Consider the following 19,565-nt stretch of genomic DNA (forward strand, 5'->3'; position numbering starts at 1 on the left):
CTAATTTTCTCATGTTGTAGCGGGTAAAAGGACAATAAATACACTACCTTTCCCCAATTCAGAATTCAGCAAAATAATGCCTTGATGTGCCTCGACAATTCGACGAGCAAGGTAGAGTCCTAAGCCACTACCAGAACTCTTGTGACTACCTTGACGAAATCGTTCAAATATGGTCGCCTGTTCTTCGGTGGGAATACCTGGGCCAGTATCCGCGATCGCAATGCTAATATATTCAACGGGATTGGATTTTCCAAATAACTGAGATTGACTACTTTTGTCTAACTGGCGTTGAGAAGTAAAACGAATAGTCACAGACCCAGAGTCGGTAAATTTGATCGCATTGCCGATCAGGTTTGTAAATAAACGATGCAATTCTAAGCGATCGCCCATAACTGTATTTGACTCTTCAGTAAAATCCAAATTTAGCGACAGTGTTTTAGCTTGAGCTAGTGGTGCTAATTCTCCAGTCACCTCTTCTAGCAAACGTCCCAAATTAACTGGTTGAAATGCCAAACTTTTGCGACCTGCTTCAAAGCGATAAACTTCCAATAAGGTATTGACCATAGTAAGCAGGTTGATATTACTACGGGCCATAATGGTGATTACTTCCTGCATTTGTGGTGATAATGTTCCCAATGCACCTTGCTGAAATAGCATCAACATGCGATCGGCCGCCACTAAGGGAGTGCGTAAATCGTGGGTGAGACGAGAGACAAAATCTTCTCGCTGGCGGGCAATTTCATCACGTTCATCCATACTATGCTTCAAACGTAGGAGCGATCGCACTCGTGCCAGCAATTCATCTACAGTTACAGGTTTGCGGATAAAATCATCAGCACCCAAGTCTAATCCGTGAGCAACGTTGGGTGCATCGTGGGCAGTAATCAGCAGGATGGGGATATATTGTGACAATTTCATCTCTCCACGAATGTGCTTAGTCACTTCGTACCCATCCATATCTGGCATCATCAGATCCAGCAGAACCAAGTCACAAGGAGAAGCTTTCAATTCTGCTAAAGCCGAAATACCATTTTCTGCTGTGCTAATCGTGTAACCTTCTTCCTCCAAAATAGTTTTGATCAAAAACACGTTATCAGGAGAGTCATCAACTACCAGAATTTTGCCAGAACGAGAAGATTGTGAAGTCATATAGATGCAAGGTACGGGATAAAAGTAAATTTTTAGGGAAACTGGTTTATTGGTATAGTTCTCTTAAGTAAACTTCCTCCAAAGGAAATTGTTTACTAAGAAATTTATATAAATGTGTTTTAAAAACTACTTTACTTACCTTTTTAGCAGATAGCTACAAGCTAATTGAATTATGGCTCGTAATTTCTAGTAATAGAGTTCCCTAAAACTCTGAAAAAGTAACATATAATACTTAGGACACCTCCCTGCAATAATATTTTTTATACACAAATAAATTAGGGTTACAACAATTGTTGTAACCCTACAAAATGCTATATTCAATCTGCTCGAAAACCACTATAGGATAACAATTAACCTCATAATTACCGAATTATGAGCAATTGGTTACATTTACTGTATCTAGATTAATGGTTTGCAAAGGTAAATACTTTCTTGCTTGCCTACGTGGGATAAGTGACGCTAGTGTTAAAAGAAATCATGCAAATCAAAACCCTCATCCCAGAAGTCGAGTAGGAAGCTAGAATGGCAATTCCAAATAAAGAAGTAAAATCTAATACAGATATTTTAGATAATAGACGCACCCAAACTCGCATCCAGGTTCGTATTCCTAAAGACTTGCATGAGGAACCAGTCATTTCACGACTGGTTTCTCACTATGGGATCACAGTGATTATTGCTGATGCTCAGGTAAGCGCAAACGTGCCACAATATAGCTGCTTCGATCTGGAACTGCGAGGTACTGTTTCTCAGATTGAAAGTGCCCTAACTTACCTAGATGAACTGGATTTAGAAGTTTTGCACCAATCCAGCCCTGAAGAAGATGGTTGGTAAATTGAGTTCTCAGTCCTGAGTTATGAGTGCTGAGTCAAAAACACCCAGCACTCAGCACTCAGCACTCGTTACTGATTTTAGGCCATTTGATTTTCAATCGCCCACCGCGCTAGTTCAGTGCGGTTATGGAGATTGGTTTTGCCCAACATATTGGACACATGGCTTTCAACCGTGCGCTGACTAACATTTAGTTCTTCAGCAATTTCCCGGTTAGCTAAACCCCTAGCGACAAACTGGACTACTTTCAGTTCTGTTGGGGTTAATTGCACATCGAAGGGAACCTGGATGCGGGAACCATTTTCGCCTCCTTTTGCTTGGTGTTCTTTCCAACGGATAGTTTGTTTCAGCGAGGATTCAACTTGGGCTACGAGTTCTTCTGGTTCAAAGGGCTTGACCATATAAACATCAGCACCTTTATTCAGACCCTTAACTCGGTCTGCGCTTTGTCCCTTAGCTGAAAGGAAAAGAACCGGAATCCAACTGGTGCGTTCGTTTTGCCGGACTTGTTCCACAAAAGTATATCCGTCCATTTCCGGCATCATCACGTCGCAGATAATCATGTCTGGAACATCTTGCTCTAAAATTTCCAGAGCTTCACGTCCATTCTCGGCGGTGATGACTTCGTATCCCCGGAATTCTAAGTAATCCTTCACCAGCAAGATGAGGTTAGGGTCATCATCAATCAATAGAAGTCGTTTGTGATCTTTCATGCTGGGCTCTTTCATAGCAGTGGCACTTGTCGCGCTTCGGTCCATCAAAGTCTTGAATATTTATCCTCTATGGTGGGTTATTTCGAGATGTTGTCTTTTTTCCTACTTAACTTGCCTTTGCTGTCTCGAAGTCTCAAAAATGCCGAGCATTTTCAAGAGACTAATAGCTCGATAGCAAAAGTCCAGCAAGGATACGTATAGCAGTAGTATCTATAATGCGCTATTATATATCGCATTGAAAGTGGCGGGCGAAAAAACACTGATTAAATAATAATCCTTCTGACTCACAAGTAAGTATTGGCTTAAAGATGACCCTACCTCAAAACCAACCCGCACTTTCTTAAAGCTTACTGCTGTTCCATATCCTTCGGTTGTTAAGCCTCTATGAGGTGTTCACAAGAAACTAGGGAAGTTTCTGGCAAAGGATGGTTGAAAAACGCATATTCTTTTACCACCTTATTGCCTATTAAGTGTTCTTGGATGATCCGCTCAATAACTTCTAGGTTTGCTTGGCGATACCAGGCACCATCAAGGTAAACCACCATTATGGGTCTAGAACAACAAACGCGCAAGCAGTTGGCTTTAGTTCTGTAGACGCATAAGGAATAATTCTGTTGCGACTCATCAAGTTTTAACTCTTTAAGTCGCTCTTTTAAGTATTCCCAGGATTCCAGACTAGCTCGTTTTGAGCAGCAATTAGCAATTGTCTGGTCAGCGCAAACAAAAATGTGTCGCTGAATCTTTGCAAGTCCGAAACTTTCTACACAATTACTCAGGGCTTTATATTCTACTAGAGATTTAGTGGCTTTGGGGATTTGATGGCTTGACTGGATCACTGTATTGTTACTTATCGAGCAGCTCCCTGATTACAGTTCTATAACAATTTCCAAGTTTTGCAAAAAAAGTTGACTGAGAAGAGAATGGGGCATTGGGCAACTTGTACTGAGCAGAGTCTCTCAAATATAAGCATTGGGCATTGGGAAAACTCTTCACTACTCCCGACTCCCGACTCCCGACTCCCTATGACCATATAAAAATATACGTAACTTACAGAGCAGAACCCGAAGGATATAAATAATTAGGCATTAATACTTAAGTACATCAACGAGCTTCTAGTTCGGGAACCCGTACTCAATGAATTCTTGCCATTGGATGCCAATTTTAGGTAGATTAGCACTCAGGGGTTGAGAGTGCTAATCTCTGGAGAAAATAATTATGGCAGCCTTATCTTTAAGCGTTTCTACAGTTAAACCTTTGAGCGATCGCGTTTTCGTAAAAGTGAACGCCTCAGAGGAAAAGACCGCAGGTGGTCTGTATTTGCCCGATACCGCCAAGGAAAAGCCCCAGGTAGGGGAAGTAGTTGCCCTTGGTCCTGGCAAGCGTAACGAAGACGGTAGCCGTCAGGAATTGGAAATTAAAGTCGGCGATAAAGTGTTGTACTCCAAGTACGCTGGCACTGACATCAAGCTCGGCACCGAAGAATATGTACTGCTTTCTGAAAAAGATATTTTAGCAGTCGTTATTTAGTGGTCATTAGTCATTGGTCATTAGTCATTAGCCAATGACAAAGGACAAATGACAAATGACGTAGACGCCCTCGGGCGGCTTCCCGAAGGGTAGAACAAAAGACAAATGACAAAGGACAACTAAAACAATTATGGCAAAGCGCATTATCTACAACGAAAACGCCCGTCGCGCCTTAGAACGAGGTATTGACATCCTGGCTGAGGCTGTAGCTGTTACCCTTGGCCCCAAAGGTCGTAACGTAGTCCTAGAAAAGAAATTTGGCGCACCGCAAATTGTTAATGACGGTGTAACAATCGCTAAAGAAATCGAATTAGAAGACCACATCGAAAACACTGGCGTAGCTTTGATTCGTCAGGCTGCTTCTAAAACCAACGATGCTGCGGGCGATGGTACCACAACTGCTACCGTTTTAGCTCATGCGATCGTCAAAGAAGGCTTGCGGAACGTTGCAGCTGGTGCTAACGCGATTTCACTGAAGCGCGGGATTGACAAAGCTACTAGCTTCTTGGTAGACAAAATCAAAGAACACGCCCGTCCAGTGGAAGATTCCAAAGCTATTGCCCAAGTTGGTGCAATCTCGGCTGGTAATGACGAAGAAGTCGGTCAGATGATTGCCCAAGCAATGGACAAGGTAGGCAAGGAAGGCGTAATTTCCCTAGAAGAAGGGAAATCTATGTTTACCGAGTTGGAAATCACAGAAGGGATGCGCTTTGATAAAGGCTACATCTCTCCTTATTTCGCTACTGACCCTGAGCGGATGGAAGCAGTTTTTGATGAGCCTTTCATACTGCTGACCGATAAGAAAATCGCTTTGGTACAAGACCTTGTACCAGTGTTAGAGCAAGTAGCTCGTGCTGGTCGTCCTTTGGTAATTATCGCTGAAGATATTGAAAAAGAAGCTTTGGCAACCTTGGTAGTAAACCGTTTACGCGGTGTACTAAACGTGGCTGCTGTTAAGGCTCCTGGCTTTGGCGATCGCCGCAAAGCACTACTAGAAGACATTGCTGTTTTAACTGGTGGTCAACTAATTACCGAAGATGCTGGTTTGAAGCTAGACAACACCAAGCTGGATAGCCTGGGTAAAGCTCGCCGGATCACCATCACCAAGGACAGCACCACAATTGTTGCCGAAGGTAACGAAGCTGCTGTTAAGGCTCGTGTCGAACAGATTCGTCGTCAAATCGATGAAACCGAATCTTCTTACGACAAAGAGAAATTACAAGAGCGTCTTGCTAAACTCTCTGGTGGTGTTGCTGTCGTGAAAGTTGGTGCAGCGACTGAAACCGAAATGAAAGACAAGAAGTTGCGCCTAGAAGACGCAATCAACGCCACCAAAGCTGCTGTGGAAGAAGGTATTGTTCCTGGCGGTGGTACAACTCTGGCTCACCTTGCTCCTGAATTGGAAGTTTGGGCAAAGAGCAATCTTAAAGATGAAGAGTTGATTGGTGCTTTGATTGTCGTTCGCGCCTTACCTGCCCCTCTGAAGCGGATTGCTGAAAACGCTGGTCAGAATGGTGCTGTGATCGCTGAACGCGTCAAAGAGAAAGAATTCAACGTTGGCTACAACGCTGCAACAAACGAATTCGTCGATTTGTTAGCTGCTGGTATTGTTGACCCTGCTAAAGTGACTCGTTCTGCTCTGCAAAACGCTGCATCCATCGCTGGTATGGTGTTGACAACCGAATGTATTATAGTTGACAAGCCTGAACCAAAAGACGGCGCTCCTGCTGGCGCTGGTGCTGGTGGTGGCGACTTCGATTACTAATACTTTGTAGTTGTATAAATTGAAAAACAGCTGCTTCCTGATGGAGGTGGCTGTTTTTTTAGGACTATTAATAATTCAAGTTATTACTTGGTATCCATCGCAAATTAAAGGCACTGATATTAACAAAATTAAATTATTGAATTCTCTAGAAAAAAATAAAAAAATAGAATTAAAAAATTCTCCATCATACCTAGATATTCCTAGAAGATGAACCCGTAAGCGTTCTATAGAGATAAACGAGGAACAGGATACTTTCTCAGTATGGACAAATCCATATCAAGAATTGATAGATAAATTATTAGTGAAATTACAAAAGTAGCCTATGCACTTCCACTTTTCCATAAAAACTCATGAGCCAAATTAATCCTGACCGATTTTCTGGGTTTCGTTGCGTTGCCTTGGTCTTGAGATGTGTCATCACAATTACACCAAAAGGATTGGTAGTTTACTCTAAAGTTTTCCACCCTTGCTTATAGTCCAACAGTTTCGCCACAGGAAACTCAAATAATTCTAGAAAGCGGGGAAAATATAGCTCGATGACTTCTTTCCAAGGACTATCGTAATCAGTAAATTGCTTGGTCACGAATTAAAACAAAAAGTACCTCTGTGCCATTGGTAAAACTGTCGCAGGTTCACAAATCAGCAACTCACCATCTGCCCTGACTTGATATGTTTCTGGATCTACTTCAACGTGGGGTAGTGCATCATTCAGCTTCATATCCCGCTTGCTCAATTGGCGTGTTCCAGAAACTGCTACTGCTGACTTTTGTAAACCTAGCTGGCTAGGAATTTCGTTCTCTAAAGCTGCTTGTGAAACAAAAGTTAATGATGTGGCATGACGCGCCCCGGCAAAACTACCAAACATTGGGCGCATATAAACTGGTTGCGGTGTGGGAATACTAGCGTTAGCATCGCCCATTTGCGACCATGCAATCATTCCGCCTTTAATCACTATCTCTGGCTTAACGCCAAAAAACGCGGGATGCCACAAACATAAATCTGCTAATTTCCCCTCTTCCACTGAACCTACATATTGAGCAATTCCGTGAGCGATCGCAGGGTTAATTGTATACTTAGCGACATATCTTTTTGCCCGAAAATTATCTGCTTTTTGCTCATCTCCGTGTGGGTTAAGAATTCCCCGTTGCACCTTCATTTTGTGAGATGTCTGCCAGGTGCGAATTATCACTTCGCCTACTCTTCCCATTGCCTGAGAGTCGGAGGAAATCATGCTAAATGCGCCTAAGTCGTGCAAAATATCTTCGGCGGCAATGGTTTCTCGGCGGATGCGAGATTCAGCAAAAGCGACATCTTCAGCGATCGCAGGATCGAGGTGATGACATACCATCAACATATCGAGGTGTTCGTCTAAGGTGTTGAGGGTGTAAGGGCGTGTGGGGTTAGTGGAAGATGGTAAAACGTTGGCTTGACCGCAAACTTTGATAATATCTGGTGCGTGTCCGCCGCCTGCGCCTTCGGTGTGGTAGGTGTGGATGACACGATTTTTGAAAGCTGCGATCGTATCTTCGACAAATCCGGCTTCGTTCAGGGTATCAGTATGAATCGCTACTTGTACATCATAAGCATCGGCAACGCTAAGGCAAGTATCAATTGCTGCGGGTGTGGTTCCCCAGTCTTCATGGAGTTTTAACCCCATTGCACCGGCGGCTACTTGTTCTACAAGTCCTTGGGGTTGACTGGCGTTACCTTTGCCCAAAAATCCTAAGTTGACGGGGAAAGCATCAGCAGCTTGCAACATTCGGTAAATATTCCAAGGGCCGGGGGTGCAGGTAGTGGCATTTGTACCCGTAGCTGGCCCAGTACCGCCGCCGATCATGGTGGTTATACCGGAAGCGATCGCAACTTCAATCTGTTGGGGGCAAATAAAATGAATATGGGCATCAATACCGCCAGCAGTGAGAATCATTCCTTCACCAGCTAAAGCTTCAGTTCCGGGGCCGATAATAATATCTACATTGTCTTGAATATAAGGATTTCCGGCTTTACCAATTTTGAAAATCTTGCCATCTTTAATGCCAATATCCGCTTTGACAATACCCCACCAATCGAGAATTAAGGCATTAGTAATTACTAAATCTACAGCACCATCGGCGTTAGAAATGGGGGATTGTCCCATTCCGTCTCTGATAACTTTTCCGCCGCCAAATTTCACTTCATCGCCGTAAGTGGTGAAATCTTGTTCAACTTCAATAAATAATTCTGTGTCTGCAAGCCGGATGCGATCGCCTACTGTTGGGCCGTATGTTTCGGCGTAGGCGCGGCGATCCATTCTGTAAGGCATATAAAATCCTTTTTTTTAACGCAAAGGGACGCGGAGGTTTTTAGAGGTTTCCGTTAATTTTGGCGTTGAAGCCGTAGACTTGGCGAGTACCGACGAGGGGGATTAGAGTTATTTCTTTTTCATCGCCTGGTTCAAAGCGGACTGCGGTTCCGGCGGGAATATCGAGGCGCATTCCTCTAGCTTGTTCTCTGTCAAAGTTTAAGGCGGTGTTGACTTCATAAAAGTGATAGTGGGAACCTACTTGTATGGGGCGATCGCCTGTATTTGAAACTTGCAATTTTATAGTTGGACGACCAACATTTAGTTCAATTTCACCTGTTGGTGTGATAATTTCCCCAGGAATCATAATAAATTAAAACTTACAAAATTAACGAATTGGATTATGTACTGTCACTAACTTTGTGCCATCAGGAAAAGTAGCTTCAACTTGCACATCATGTACCATTTCTGATATCCCTTCCATGACATCATCCCGCGTCAATAGAGTTGTACCATAACTCATCAATTCAGCCACAGTTTGCCCATCCCTTGCACCTTCTAAAATAGCAGCAGAAATATAAGCGATCGCTTCGGGATAATTAAGTTTTAGCCCCCTTCCTTTCCGTCTTTCTGCTAATAAAGCAGCAGTAAAAATTAATAGCTTATCTTTTTCCTGCGGCGTAAGTTGCATTCTTATCTCCTCTGTGTTATCTGTGCCTCTGCGGTTCATTTAAACCTGCCAAACTCTTGGTATACAATTACCACGATTCAGAAAAGAAACTCGTAGCAACTGCCAAACATCAATAAACCAGTTTCTCACCTCAGAAGTAGAAGAACCGCGATATCGGCACAATAATCCATGTTGTAATCGGCTAGCACCCGCTTCCCCTTCCCCATTCCATAAACTTCGTGCTTTTTCGACAATTTCTGCTGAAACTGCACCACCAACCCAAACTAGACTACCTACTATTGGTTTTCCAGCCAAGCCGTGGGGACTGTGGAAAATGTCTTCGCTACCGTGTAAGCATTGCCGATCAATCCATAAAGGAACGCCTTGCTGCCAAATTTCTGTGTGCGATCGCCATTCTCCAAGGTAAAATTTTTCTCCTCTAGCACTGCGACCAAACCGGGTAATTTCCCAGCCTAACCAACTGGCCCCGGTTGCTAATTCTACCCGTAAATCTTGCCGATAAATCGCGTCGTTAAATAAAATTGTCTCCTGCGGCAACCACTCTAAACAAGCGCCAGCGTCAACTTGCATTTGGATGGTTTGTCTAGCTTGTAAGCCATTACTGCGATATATCTTGCTTGCAGCAGCTGTAGTAATTAAGGCTTGGGCTTGGGGTTGGAGGTGGATATTAGAGGATAAGCGATCGCCTCCTACCATTCCCCCAGCTGTATGCAAAATTACGCTATGACAAATTTTGTCTCCTTCTGGATAAAATGGCCGTTGTACCTTCAGGGGCGCTTGTTGGTGATTGTAAATTAACTGGGTTGCACCCTGGCGATCGGCATAGACTAAATTAAGTTTTCCATGCCAACCTTCTGCTATTTGTGAGTTACAGGTCATTTATGAAGTAAACATTAAGTTTCAGGTGGATTACATTTCATTAATTCACTATGCCAGTGTTTGACCTGCAATTTATCATTTTATTTAAGAAACACCAGTCCACTATATAAATGAAAAGCTGAATCCCAATTAGTCTGTTCCCTGCGAAACAAATGAATATGTGACTTGATATGACCTAACATTTCTGTTTGATCTAATGTTGTATCTGCAAATGATGTGAAATCTGACCAAATTTTAACTTGAGGTAGTTGCTGGTCAATCCAACTTGATAAACTATTCCAATTAATTCTGATTGTATTTTGGCTAGCTTGGGGAATGATTTTTAAACCTTGCTGGAATTCATAGCCGTTATCATAGAATCGGAGAATACAACGTCTACCAGGTAAGTGTAAATCACAAAACTGAGCATAGTCTTGTGTTTGAGTTTTCCATTCCAGTTTACGGCGGGCATCAACATCTACAACTTGTTCAAAAATGGGCAATAGTCCCACTACTCTGGCTGTCACTTCTGACCAGTCAAAGGTGAGAGAACCGAGTTGATTTGTGTCATTACAGCAAACAACAGTAGCTTGTGGGGTAGATTCTTGAAAATGTTTGACTTGATAAACTTGAATTTGCTGAATTTGAGCTAGTGATGCCCAAAAGCAAGGAATACCAGCCTGCTGTAACTGTTTGCCGTAAAATTTTAGTTCTCCCACTTGTCCAGTACGGTACAACCTCCAGCCACGACTTGGCATTAATAGCCTTGCGGTATAGGGATCTAGTTGCATTATCTGGGCAAATTTTCGAGATGCGTCCGTTTTCATCTCGTTACTGAGTGGCTCTAAAACTAGTACGCCAAGTTCAGTGTTATTAGGTTCAGATTTTGCTTGGGAAATGGCTCTTTGTCTTTGTTCAATCTCAATTTCTTGCAGTCGTTGCAAACCTTGACGTGCTAGCGACACTATTTTGGTATTTGTCGTATCTTGCAGCAGTTGCCGATAAATTTTGTCCGCATCCTGATGCTTTCCAGATACTTCATGCAAGCGACCAAGATAAAATTGCACCCAAGGATTGTCTGGTGATTCTATTAGCAGCTGTTTGAGTAATTTGGCAGCTGTTTGATAGTCTTTATGGTCAAAGGCGATCGCAACTTGCTCAATCATCACTTACTTTAAATACAGGATGGAGTGATGTCTCGCGCAAAATCACTTTTGCGTGAGCTATAAATCATTTATACTTCACAACTTGCGGTAATTAAGGATAATGCTACTACTGGGGCTGTAACTGCTCTCAGAATGCGGCGACCAAGGGAAACAGGTTGAAATCCAGATGCGATCGCATTCTCAATTTCTTGTGTTGTCCATCCTCCCTCTGGGCCAGTAGCAATGACAATGGTTTCTTGTCCTTTGTCATTTGTCATTTGTCCTTTGTCATTTGTCATTTGTCCTTTGTGCTGTAAGCAATCTTTTAAATGGGGAAACTCACCACGCGCTTCACAGATATATTGCTGACTGTTGGCAAATGACAAATGACCAATGACTAATGACAAACCCGTATTAAAACCAACAGGCTCTAAAATTGTTGGCACAAAAGAGCGCTCTGATTGTTCGGCGGCTTCCGCAGCGATGCGCCGCCAACGTTCGAGCTTTTGAGGACTAGGATCGAGCAAAGTGCGATCGCTCAATACTGGTGCAATACAAGTTACTCCCAACTCTGTACAACACCGCACAACTTCATCAAATCCATTGCCTTTGGGTAACGCCACCATCAAGGTAATTGATACAGGTAATTCAGTTTCCACTAAAAGCGCTTCTAAAACCTGTGCTTGCTCCCCTGCTAGCTGCGCTAACCACCATTTTCCTTTACCATCCATTGCAATAAAGCGATCGCCTTCACGCAAGCGCAATACACGCCCCAAATAATGTTGTTGTTCTTTGGTGAGTAAAATTTGCCCTTGTTGAAATTGGGAAGGTGCGATCGCAATTCTTTGCAGTTGAGACATGAGATTTGGAAATTTCAAGAATATCAAATCAAAGATGGACACAAATAAATCCATTTGTGTCCATTCATGGTTTAGTTATTTGTTCAGCTTACGAAAGATTCTGGAAGTAAGCTTCTAGCGCTTCAGTCACTAACTGAGTCATCGGCTTCCCTTGGCTTTCTGCTACTTCCTTTAACTTGCCATAAACTTCTTCTTTTAAATTTACCCGATGGCGCGATTTGTTTGCACCATTGGCTGTTTGCGGATCGTAGCTAGCAGCAAACTCGCGGATGGCATCAAAACCAACGCGATCGCAAAAATCACCAAAGCTTTCCTTCGATTTCCGAGATTTCTTAAAGTAGACAAAAATCGGTTCTAAAAAACTGTCTAAATCATTATGGTGCAGCTTTTCTGTGTAAGGTTGTGCCAGTCGAGTCTGATTTGGCGAACCCCCTAACCATAATTGGTAAGATTCTGGAGCGCTACCGACAAAGCCCAATTCTGCTAAGTAGGGACGAGCGCAACCGTTGGGGCATCCGGTCATCCTTACCACAAAATGCTCATTTTGTAAACCAACTTTATCTAACAGAGCGCGAACTCTTTCCAAAATACCCGGTATTGCCCGTTCTGATTCCGTGATTGCCAAGCCACAAGTGGGCAAAGCCGGACAAGCCATTGCATACCGCACTAAAGGTTCGATTTTACTAGGGTCGTCTCCAACACCGTAAAGGCTGAGAATATCTTGAATAGCTTGCTTGCTATCTGGTTCGATATCGTAAAAAATCAGGTTTTGGTTGGGTGTCAAGCGGATAGGTAAGTTGAACTGCTCAACAATTTTCCGCAAGCCAGTTTTCAGTTGAAACGAACCTTCATCCTTGACTCGACCATTGTCAATGGAAATTCCTAAGAATAGCTTGCCATCTCCTTGTTCATTCCAGCCGAGGAAGTCATGATATTTAAACTCTGGCAGTGGTTTGAAGGCTTCGATTGATTTACCGAAATATTCTTCAACTTGGGCACGGAATTTATCTAAACCCCAATCGTTGATTAGATATTTTAATCTGGCGTGACGACGGTCGGTGCGATCGCCATAATCTCTCTGAGTAGCAACAATCGCTTTTACAATGTCGTAGACATCATCCTTCGCCACATAACCAATGGGGTCTGCTAACCTAGCGAAAGTTTCTTCTTTACCGTGGGTTCTGCCTAAGCCACCACCAGCAAAAATATTAAATCCTTCTAATTGCTTCTTCTTATTGGTAATCACTACCAACGTCAGGTCTTGGGAATACAAATCAACAGAATTATCCCCTGGTACCGTCACGCAAATTTTAAACTTGCGGGGCATGTAATGCGTGCCATAAATCGGTTCTTCGTTGTCATGGATAATTGTGCCATTCCCATTGCGCTGTCTGGCTGCTTTCACCTCTGGAGCTTCTTCAGCACTAATTGCCTTTTCCCCATCTAGCCAAATTTCATAATAAGCACCCGTTTGTGCTGACAACAAATCAGCAATATTCTGGGCATACTCCCAAGCATACTGATACTCTGGGCGATTCTTAAAAGGGGCTGGTGGTGCCATGACGTTGCGGTTGATGTCGCCGCAAGCTCCCAAAGTTGAACCCAGATTGTTGACAATTGTAGCGATCGCTGATTTTAGATTCTTCTTTAAAATACCATGCAGTTGGAAACCTTGACGGGTAGTTGCTCGTAAGGTGTGGTTGCCATACTCATCGGCTATTTTATCTAAAGCCAGATACAGCTGCGGCGGTACTAAACCACCCGGATTTTTTGTCCGCAGCATAAACTGGTAATCTTTTTCCTGTCCCTTAGTGCGGTTGTCGCGGTTATCCTGCTGATAAGAACCGTGAAACTTCAAAAGCTGTACCGCATTTTCAGTAAAATGGGTAGTATCTTGAAGAATTTCAGTTGCTACAGGTTCACGCAAAAAATTACTATTTTCCTTGATTCCTTCTACTTTGGAAGGCTTACGGCTAGCGATTGGGGAAGGAGCAGATTTAACCATTAGACTTGTATAGTATTCTCAATAAAGCATTACGTAGACACCGAACCAGCACCCTTCGGCTACTTGATCCCCGGTAATCCGGCCGGAATAATGAGGAATGATTTAATTTTACCACGGCAAAAGCCGGCTTTGTCAGTGATGTAACACTTAACAAAACCAGCTTTTGGGAGTAGTGAGTTTTGTTAGCGGTAGCGGGGCGTTTAGCCCGTGCTAAGTCCTGAGTACTTAAGTAAAGTATAGAGTGACCGAGGACTCAATAATTTTTTATTTGAAGCGATAGCCAAGACCGCCATTGATGGTGACAGCAGAAGCATCGCTATTTTGGTAGGCACCCAGTCCAACTTTAGCGTTCGTGTAGACAAGGAAATTGTTAGCAACTTCCGATTCAACACCAGCACCTAGCACTACTGAATCTTTGTTACCTATAGGAGTTGGTGAGCCATCTTTTTCTACAAAAGAATAACCGCCAGTTAAGTAGGCGTTAGTTTTATTAGCGATAGGCACATCCACAGAAAGTTCTGGGATGATAGCACTTGTCTTATCACTCCAGAGAACATTACCGCGTGCAGAAAATGGCGTAGTTCCTAATTTTACGCGGCCTGTAACATTACCACCAAATGTGGCAGCATCATTGATACCTTCTCCGCCGCTAGTAACGCCAGCTGCAACACCAGCACCAACATAACTAGCATCAGTACCCTTTTTGGTTTCAGCAGAAGCTTGACCAGCTGATAGAAATAGAGGAGCAACTATTAAAGAAGATAATGCAGAAAATGTCACGAAAGACTTGAGTAAGCGTTTCATAATTTTTACCAAAATTTGTATTTTTTACTTGTATATTCCCAGTCGAAAATAATTTAACAATGTTCCAAATGTTTCCCAAATTTTATTAAATAAATGTTGCTAATGATGCATAAGAGTTACAGGCTAAGTATCCCAGGCAATCATAAATAAGCTGTTATAATTACATTCAATGTCTTTTCATCTGGGTTCTTTGTTCCAAAAATAGACGCTTTTAAAACTGTCACAATATTTGAAACTCAAACTATGTCGGAATAGTGTAAATAAAATATCCGACTAACAATTTTTTGCCGAGCTTTTCACAGAGGATGAAAAACTCGGCTGTAGCATCTGTTGCAACAACCTATAGAGGGAATCTATAAAGTTAATTTTGAGCAGTTATTGTGGAGATTGAATAATGCTAACCGGTGCAAAAACGTTGTCTGGTTTGATGGGTTTATGTGTCGGTGATGCGTTGGGTGTGCCGGTGGAGTTTACTAGCCGTGCTGAACGAGTAAAATCTCCAGTGACAACGATGCAGGGTTATGGCACATGGAATCAACCACCAGGAACTTGGTCAGATGATAGTTCGTTAAGCTTTTGCCTAGCAGAATGCCTTTGTAGGGGGTATTCGTTGGATGCCATAGCCAATTCCTTCTGGCGGTGGTACAAGGAGGCTTACTGGACTCCCCGTGGCGATGTTTTTGATATTGGTCAAACTACCCATACAGCAATTATGCGTCTGAAACAGGGAGTTGTTCCCCATCAGGCGGGTGGGAAGGTTGAAAATAGTAATGGCAATGGTTCGTTGATGAGAATCTTGCCGATGGCTTATTGTCACCGAAACTTAACTTTAGGCGAATTGCTAGCGCGGGTGCATGATGTTTCAGCGATTACCCATGCTCATGCGCGATCGCAAATGTCCTGTGGAATTTATATTAGTATTGCAGTGGCGCTCCTAGAAGGGGCTGACCCCCAAACAGCTTATCTACAAGCATTGCAAGATATCCAAACAATTTATTCTGTCCGAGAATTTTTGTTAGAAAAGCCACATTTTGGCAGAATTTTTAGTGGTGAGATTGCCAAGTTACCAGTTGAAGAGATTAATTCTGGTGGCTATGTGATTGATACTTTGGAGTCATCCCTGTGGTGTTTATTAAATAGCTCGTCTTATTCTGAGGCGGTGCTGAAAGCTGTCAACTTAGGCGGAGATGCCGATACTACTGCCGCCGTCACTGGTGGATTAGCGGGAATTTATTACGGGGTGGAAAATATTCCTCAAAAATGGATGAACCAAATTGCCCGTAGACAGGACATTATTTATTTGGCAGAGCGTTTTGCAAGGGCTGTCTATAGTTGAAGGGACTGCGGACTGGGGACTGGGTAGAGAGACAAAGGGAATAACCAATGCCAATACCCAATGCCCAATACCTAATCCTAAACCGTAGACAAAGAATAGACCTGACCATCAATCAACAGTCGTGTAATGCCCTTAGCTTGCAGATGAGTACGAGTCTTATGGAGCATTTTACTATCAGGAACTTTAATCACGCGATCGCGCTTGGTAGAAAAGCGCTTGGCGATGCGATGATTATCAAACACCGGCAGAGTTCTTTGTTGGGTTTCCAGGCTGGGAATTTGTCCCAAATCACCAAAATCCTTCAGAGGCCGGGTAATTAATTCCGAGGAACGGTCAATTACCAAATAACAAGTTTTCGGCAAATTGGCTATCGACAGAGGTAAAACTTGAACTGATGCTTCACCTGGTCTTCTTTTTGTGACTAAAGGTCTTTCATCATCCAGCTCATCATCATCAAAGTCTTCTTCCTCAAAGTCGTCATCCTCTAAATCATCATCTTCTAAATCATCCAAATCCTCCGATTCATCTAGCAAATCTTCGCCTAGCATCTGCGCGATGACAGCCGCTCCTGGATGTTTATCCTTTAGCGGTGGAATGGAGATACTGACTATTTCCGGCGGCTTTTGCTCTGGAGTTTCTAATTTCTCTGTAACTCGGAGCTTCGGTTTTTCCGCCGCCGAGGGGCGACGGCGCACCCGTCTACTAGCAGCGAGTGATTCTGCCGTTTCCTCTGAGTAAACTTCCGGCTCTACACGAATTACCCGACGTGGCTGCGGCTCAACCTTTGTCACTTCCAACGGTGGTGGGCTTTCGATGGGTGGAACTTCTATCTCCGGCTCCGGTTGAGTCAGCAATGGTAACTGCTCGTAGCTTACCTGCGCCCTGCCTTCAGGAGTTCTCGCAGCCCGCTTTAAAGAGACTAAGTATTCATACTCATCCTCTGGCAAAGTACTTTTGAGCAGGCGACTAATTGTCGAGTTACTCACACCATAGCGTTCTGCCAAAGTTGAGGTTGTTTCGGCAGTCTCTCGATATAACTTAAGAATTTCTTGCTTGTCAGAGTCTGTTAATTTTCTCACGGTAGATACCAAAAATCTTTACTAAGCTCGTTTACGTCCGCTGGTACGCCGCGTTCGTCTTAGTGATGCGTCATATTCTAAGACAGCGCCCATGCCAAATAACACCCCACTAAACACCCAAAACACTTCTAATATCTCCCCACTTTGATAGTTGGGGCCTTGGGCGTATTTAAACCACATATCTGCAATGTAAAGCGAAAAGGCCGCTGCTGCAATCATTCGCCAAGACTGGGAAACTCTTCCCCCCCAAAAGGCTAACAGCAGAGTGGTAGCAATAATTAACAGAACCACATCGCTAACTACGTAAAACCAATTCAAAATAGCGACTAGCAGTTCTGAGGGTGTTTCCTGTTGCATAGAAATCCACCATGCCAACAAACTACCGAACACTGCAATTGCTAACACAATTAGCCACTGCCATTTTTCCAGATTGATTCGCCTGGAAGCCACAGCTAAAATCATGCCTGCGCCAAGTAATAGATAAGTCAGTACAAAAAATATATCGCCTACAGACACATCTGGTTCATCTTTTAAAACTATTTCGGTATATCCGAAAATTATCCCCCCAACGAAATAGGAAAGCATACCTAACCCAATTAAGAGCCAGACATTTCGCCCACTGACGATTTGTGGACTCAGCCAGTTCCTCAAGCATAAGATACTGGCACCCAAATAAGCTAAAGCTTCAAAAATATTTGTACCAATCACATACCACTCGGCCCGGCTTTCTATGCCATCAGCTCCGGGAACTTTGGCACTAAACAACAAAAAGTATAGCAGTGCTAGTACGGCCCAGCCAATATTAGCTAAGACAATGTTCTGAGTATTGAAAATCGATTTAGAAAGGAACGAATTCTCGTAAGAGTTATTCATAGGACTTGACTATGTAGATGCACTCTGGCAGTATTTTGAGTTAAAGGACTGTATATATAGCAGTGTGTCTGCCAAATAATACACAATCGGACACCAAAAGCAAGTACCAGTGGCCGGAATTTTGTTAAAATTTTCCATGCTACTGCCACAGTTTGCCCAGTGGCGATTGATTTAGCCAACTGATAAATAGTAATCGCTCGGCTTCTGGCATATCTTCTAGCTTATAAATCACTTGTTTTGTAAAATTGCCATTGCCAAAATATGCTTTTCCTAATCGATGCAGTTCTTGTAATAGAATAACTACATGATTTTCCTGCCAATCAGGTATTTTGGCGGTTGGCAAAGGATTGGTAGATACCAAATATTTAACTGCTTCTAGGGAAGATGCTTGAGGAAATTGCTTTTGCTTTAATACTTCCGCAATATCTTTTTCAAATAATGCAGCTTGTTTAGCACCTAAAAACTCTTCAATGTCGATAGAAACACCCTGTAACAGCAAAATACCGGCTTGGACTAAAATCGCCGTTTTGCCATGACCACCTGTATCACTATCTAGCTGCTCTAAACGGATTTTACCCCAGACGCTAAAACGTTCCGGTTCCTCCAGCAAAACACAGGCTTTACCCCGGTTATCCGTTAATTCTCTCCATAAGGCTCTAGCTTCTTCTTCTTGACTAGCTTTGAAAACACTAATCAAGCGAAAAGTCTGCCCTTGATAATTGAGAATCGGCACCTGCTGATCCTTTTTTGGGTGCTGAATGCTTGATATTTCAACATCCTGCCGTTTGAGAATAAACATGGCACTAGCAAAAACTCCTCACAGGGGCACTCTTAATATGGAATATATAATGGCATTTGGCAGTATCGCCAAGGCTGAAATTACCTAGCATACTGTGGAAATGAGCCTAGCGATCGCCAGATTCTTCCCGAAGGTAGCCGCCCAGAGGACGTTAGCGCTAACGGGCAAATAACCCCTTGACAACACAATATATCTAAACCAATACCCCATCTGTTTCGTTTTCGGTGTAGATTGACTAACTAGCGACTAGCATCTTAGCCTTGCTAGTGGTAAATCTGCAATTTTTGATTGCTTCTTGGTAAGTAAAGACGATATAATAGTTTAGGTGACTCCTCCAGGAGCCATTGTTTTGTTTTGGGCGCGTAGCTCAGTGGATAGAGCAATTGCCTTCTAAGCAATCGGTCGCAGGTTCGAACCCTGCCGCGCTCGTTTTAACTTAATATGAACCCTCAAGCACCGTTAAGTGATATGATTATTACCTCGGTTGAGGGTTCGTTATTGCTGCATCATACTAAGAATAAGGGCGATATTGCTGCTACCAAAGCGATCGCGGATCTAACGCTTAAAGGTTATTTAGTCCTCACGCCACTTGTTTGTGAACATTTACCTTTTGATTTTGTTGTCTACAAAGACGATAAATTTTACAAAATACAAGCTAAATACGCGGGAGATAACAGGGTAGTAAATAAAACTATTTGGGTAGATAAAAATGGGATTCATCAGAAGAAGTATAAGGTAAATGACTTTGACTTTTATGCTGTTTATCTTCCTGATATATAGGATTAGTATTTGATTTTTGAAAAAGCTCCGTACATCTGAAGAGACGGAAAATCAAAAGTAGTATTTTGAATG

The 19,565-nt window shown here is 42.9% G+C and carries 20 protein-coding genes and 1 tRNA gene; 6 read left to right on the forward strand and 15 right to left on the reverse strand.

Annotated features, from left to right (window positions below; translation table 11 throughout):
• Positions 1 to 9: 9 nt before the first annotated feature.
• On the reverse strand, positions 10 to 1,149 hold the full coding sequence (locus tag G1O98_RS06105; protein ID WP_163927746.1) for a hybrid sensor histidine kinase/response regulator: 1,140 nt from the start codon (positions 1,147 to 1,149) through the stop codon (positions 10 to 12).
• A 522-nt stretch (positions 1,150 to 1,671) separates the two neighbouring features.
• On the opposite strand from G1O98_RS06105, the gene G1O98_RS06110 reads away from it, so the two are divergent.
• Positions 1,672 to 1,980: an NIL domain-containing protein gene (locus tag G1O98_RS06110; protein WP_114085535.1), complete on the forward strand. Its 309-nt coding sequence runs from the start codon at positions 1,672 to 1,674 to the stop codon at positions 1,978 to 1,980.
• Positions 1,981 to 2,057: 77 nt separating this feature from the next.
• On the opposite strand, the gene G1O98_RS06115 is transcribed toward G1O98_RS06110, so the two are convergent.
• Together G1O98_RS06115 and G1O98_RS06120 are read right to left on the reverse strand one after the other, a co-directional pair.
• Positions 2,058 to 2,735: a response regulator transcription factor gene (locus G1O98_RS06115; protein ID WP_012407592.1), complete on the reverse strand. Its 678-nt coding sequence runs from the start codon at positions 2,733 to 2,735 to the stop codon at positions 2,058 to 2,060.
• Between the two features lie 329 nt (positions 2,736 to 3,064).
• On the reverse strand, positions 3,065 to 3,526 hold the full coding sequence (locus G1O98_RS06120) for a ferredoxin (RefSeq protein ID WP_163927747.1): 462 nt from the start codon (positions 3,524 to 3,526) through the stop codon (positions 3,065 to 3,067).
• A gap of 379 nt (positions 3,527 to 3,905) precedes the next feature.
• Between G1O98_RS06120 and groES the strand changes: the two genes are divergently transcribed.
• The gene (groES, locus tag G1O98_RS06125) at positions 3,906 to 4,217 is read left to right on the forward strand and encodes a co-chaperone GroES (protein WP_012407590.1); all 312 of its coding nucleotides are present in this window, start codon (positions 3,906 to 3,908) and stop codon (positions 4,215 to 4,217) included.
• A 130-nt stretch (positions 4,218 to 4,347) separates the two neighbouring features.
• Positions 4,348 to 5,982 carry a chaperonin GroEL gene (gene groL / locus G1O98_RS06130; RefSeq protein ID WP_163927748.1) on the forward strand — a complete coding sequence of 545 codons (1,635 nt, stop codon included), beginning with the start codon at positions 4,348 to 4,350 and terminating at the stop codon, positions 5,980 to 5,982.
• Positions 5,983 to 6,427: 445 nt separating this feature from the next.
• Here groL and G1O98_RS39735 read toward each other — a convergent pair whose 3' ends face one another.
• From G1O98_RS39735 to G1O98_RS06175, 9 genes are all read right to left on the reverse strand, one after another.
• The gene (locus tag G1O98_RS39735; protein WP_243458352.1) at positions 6,428 to 6,565 is read right to left on the reverse strand and encodes a hypothetical protein; all 138 of its coding nucleotides are present in this window, start codon (positions 6,563 to 6,565) and stop codon (positions 6,428 to 6,430) included.
• A 3-nt stretch (positions 6,566 to 6,568) separates the two neighbouring features.
• Complete coding sequence (gene ureC / locus G1O98_RS06140) at positions 6,569 to 8,284, reverse strand: urease subunit alpha (protein WP_163927749.1); 1,716 nt, start codon at positions 8,282 to 8,284, stop codon at positions 6,569 to 6,571.
• A 40-nt stretch (positions 8,285 to 8,324) separates the two neighbouring features.
• On the reverse strand, positions 8,325 to 8,630 hold the full coding sequence (locus G1O98_RS06145) for an urease subunit beta (RefSeq protein ID WP_175586554.1): 306 nt from the start codon (positions 8,628 to 8,630) through the stop codon (positions 8,325 to 8,327).
• 21 nt (positions 8,631 to 8,651) lie between these two features.
• Positions 8,652 to 8,954: an urease subunit gamma gene (ureA, locus tag G1O98_RS06150; RefSeq protein ID WP_114081110.1), complete on the reverse strand. Its 303-nt coding sequence runs from the start codon at positions 8,952 to 8,954 to the stop codon at positions 8,652 to 8,654.
• A 39-nt stretch (positions 8,955 to 8,993) separates the two neighbouring features.
• Complete coding sequence (locus G1O98_RS06155; protein ID WP_163927750.1) at positions 8,994 to 9,833, reverse strand: urease accessory protein UreD; 840 nt, start codon at positions 9,831 to 9,833, stop codon at positions 8,994 to 8,996.
• An 80-nt stretch (positions 9,834 to 9,913) separates the two neighbouring features.
• A complete protein-coding gene (locus G1O98_RS06160; RefSeq protein WP_163927751.1) occupies positions 9,914 to 10,978 on the reverse strand; it encodes a tetratricopeptide repeat protein in 1,065 nt (354 codons plus the stop codon).
• Positions 10,979 to 11,046: 68 nt separating this feature from the next.
• The gene (locus tag G1O98_RS06165; RefSeq protein WP_163927752.1) at positions 11,047 to 11,817 is read right to left on the reverse strand and encodes a 16S rRNA (uracil(1498)-N(3))-methyltransferase; all 771 of its coding nucleotides are present in this window, start codon (positions 11,815 to 11,817) and stop codon (positions 11,047 to 11,049) included.
• A gap of 88 nt (positions 11,818 to 11,905) precedes the next feature.
• Positions 11,906 to 13,822, reverse strand: a complete 1,917-nt coding sequence (sir, locus tag G1O98_RS06170) for a sulfite reductase, ferredoxin dependent (protein WP_163927753.1) — start codon at positions 13,820 to 13,822, stop codon at positions 11,906 to 11,908.
• A 264-nt stretch (positions 13,823 to 14,086) separates the two neighbouring features.
• A complete protein-coding gene (locus G1O98_RS06175) occupies positions 14,087 to 14,626 on the reverse strand; it encodes an outer membrane beta-barrel protein (RefSeq protein WP_163927754.1) in 540 nt (179 codons plus the stop codon).
• A 394-nt stretch (positions 14,627 to 15,020) separates the two neighbouring features.
• On the opposite strand from G1O98_RS06175, the gene G1O98_RS06180 reads away from it, so the two are divergent.
• On the forward strand, positions 15,021 to 15,962 hold the full coding sequence (locus G1O98_RS06180) for an ADP-ribosylglycohydrolase family protein (protein ID WP_012407577.1): 942 nt from the start codon (positions 15,021 to 15,023) through the stop codon (positions 15,960 to 15,962).
• Between the two features lie 77 nt (positions 15,963 to 16,039).
• On the opposite strand, the gene G1O98_RS38930 is transcribed toward G1O98_RS06180, so the two are convergent.
• The 3 genes from G1O98_RS38930 to G1O98_RS06205 all read right to left on the reverse strand — a co-directional run bounded on the left by G1O98_RS38930 (position 16,040) and on the right by G1O98_RS06205 (position 18,713).
• Complete coding sequence (locus G1O98_RS38930; protein WP_345940528.1) at positions 16,040 to 17,041, reverse strand: transposase; 1,002 nt, start codon at positions 17,039 to 17,041, stop codon at positions 16,040 to 16,042.
• 21 nt (positions 17,042 to 17,062) lie between these two features.
• A complete protein-coding gene (locus tag G1O98_RS06200) occupies positions 17,063 to 17,914 on the reverse strand; it encodes a hypothetical protein (protein WP_012407575.1) in 852 nt (283 codons plus the stop codon).
• 139 nt (positions 17,915 to 18,053) lie between these two features.
• A complete protein-coding gene (locus G1O98_RS06205; RefSeq protein ID WP_163927757.1) occupies positions 18,054 to 18,713 on the reverse strand; it encodes an Npun_F0813 family protein in 660 nt (219 codons plus the stop codon).
• Between the two features lie 356 nt (positions 18,714 to 19,069).
• Between G1O98_RS06205 and G1O98_RS06210 the strand changes: the two genes are divergently transcribed.
• Positions 19,070 to 19,142, forward strand: a tRNA-Arg gene (locus tag G1O98_RS06210).
• Between the two features lie 12 nt (positions 19,143 to 19,154).
• Positions 19,155 to 19,493, forward strand: a complete 339-nt coding sequence (locus tag G1O98_RS06215; RefSeq protein WP_345940529.1) for a group I intron-associated PD-(D/E)XK endonuclease — start codon at positions 19,155 to 19,157, stop codon at positions 19,491 to 19,493.
• The last annotated feature ends 72 nt before the right edge of the window (positions 19,494 to 19,565 follow it).

Source organism: Nostoc sp. UIC 10630, from assembly GCF_010747425.1.
GTDB lineage: Bacteria > Cyanobacteriota > Cyanobacteriia > Cyanobacteriales > Nostocaceae > Nostoc.

Bases quoted from the DNA above. Each gene is read 5' to 3' on its own strand.
- groES (WP_012407590.1), top strand. From the start codon at position 3,906: ATGGCAGCCTTATCTTTAAGCGTTTCTACAGTTAAACCTTTGAGCGAT.
- G1O98_RS06115 (WP_012407592.1), bottom strand. From the start codon at position 2,735: ATGGACCGAAGCGCGACAAGTGCCACTGCTATGAAAGAGCCCAGCATG.
- groL (WP_163927748.1), top strand. From the start codon at position 4,348: ATGGCAAAGCGCATTATCTACAACGAAAACGCCCGTCGCGCCTTAGAA.
- sir (WP_163927753.1), bottom strand. From the start codon at position 13,822: ATGGTTAAATCTGCTCCTTCCCCAATCGCTAGCCGTAAGCCTTCCAAA.
- G1O98_RS06200 (WP_012407575.1), bottom strand. From the start codon at position 17,914: ATGAATAACTCTTACGAGAATTCGTTCCTTTCTAAATCGATTTTCAAT.
- G1O98_RS06110 (WP_114085535.1), top strand. From the start codon at position 1,672: ATGGCAATTCCAAATAAAGAAGTAAAATCTAATACAGATATTTTAGAT.
- G1O98_RS06180 (WP_012407577.1), top strand. From the start codon at position 15,021: ATGCTAACCGGTGCAAAAACGTTGTCTGGTTTGATGGGTTTATGTGTC.
- G1O98_RS06105 (WP_163927746.1), bottom strand. From the start codon at position 1,149: ATGACTTCACAATCTTCTCGTTCTGGCAAAATTCTGGTAGTTGATGAC.
- G1O98_RS06205 (WP_163927757.1), bottom strand. From the start codon at position 18,713: ATGTTTATTCTCAAACGGCAGGATGTTGAAATATCAAGCATTCAGCAC.
- ureC (WP_163927749.1), bottom strand. From the start codon at position 8,284: ATGCCTTACAGAATGGATCGCCGCGCCTACGCCGAAACATACGGCCCA.
- G1O98_RS06155 (WP_163927750.1), bottom strand. From the start codon at position 9,833: ATGACCTGTAACTCACAAATAGCAGAAGGTTGGCATGGAAAACTTAAT.
- G1O98_RS06215 (WP_345940529.1), top strand. From the start codon at position 19,155: ATGAACCCTCAAGCACCGTTAAGTGATATGATTATTACCTCGGTTGAG.
- G1O98_RS06145 (WP_175586554.1), bottom strand. From the start codon at position 8,630: ATGATTCCTGGGGAAATTATCACACCAACAGGTGAAATTGAACTAAAT.
- G1O98_RS06160 (WP_163927751.1), bottom strand. From the start codon at position 10,978: ATGATTGAGCAAGTTGCGATCGCCTTTGACCATAAAGACTATCAAACA.
- ureA (WP_114081110.1), bottom strand. From the start codon at position 8,954: ATGCAACTTACGCCGCAGGAAAAAGATAAGCTATTAATTTTTACTGCT.
- G1O98_RS06175 (WP_163927754.1), bottom strand. From the start codon at position 14,626: ATGAAACGCTTACTCAAGTCTTTCGTGACATTTTCTGCATTATCTTCT.
- G1O98_RS06165 (WP_163927752.1), bottom strand. From the start codon at position 11,817: ATGTCTCAACTGCAAAGAATTGCGATCGCACCTTCCCAATTTCAACAA.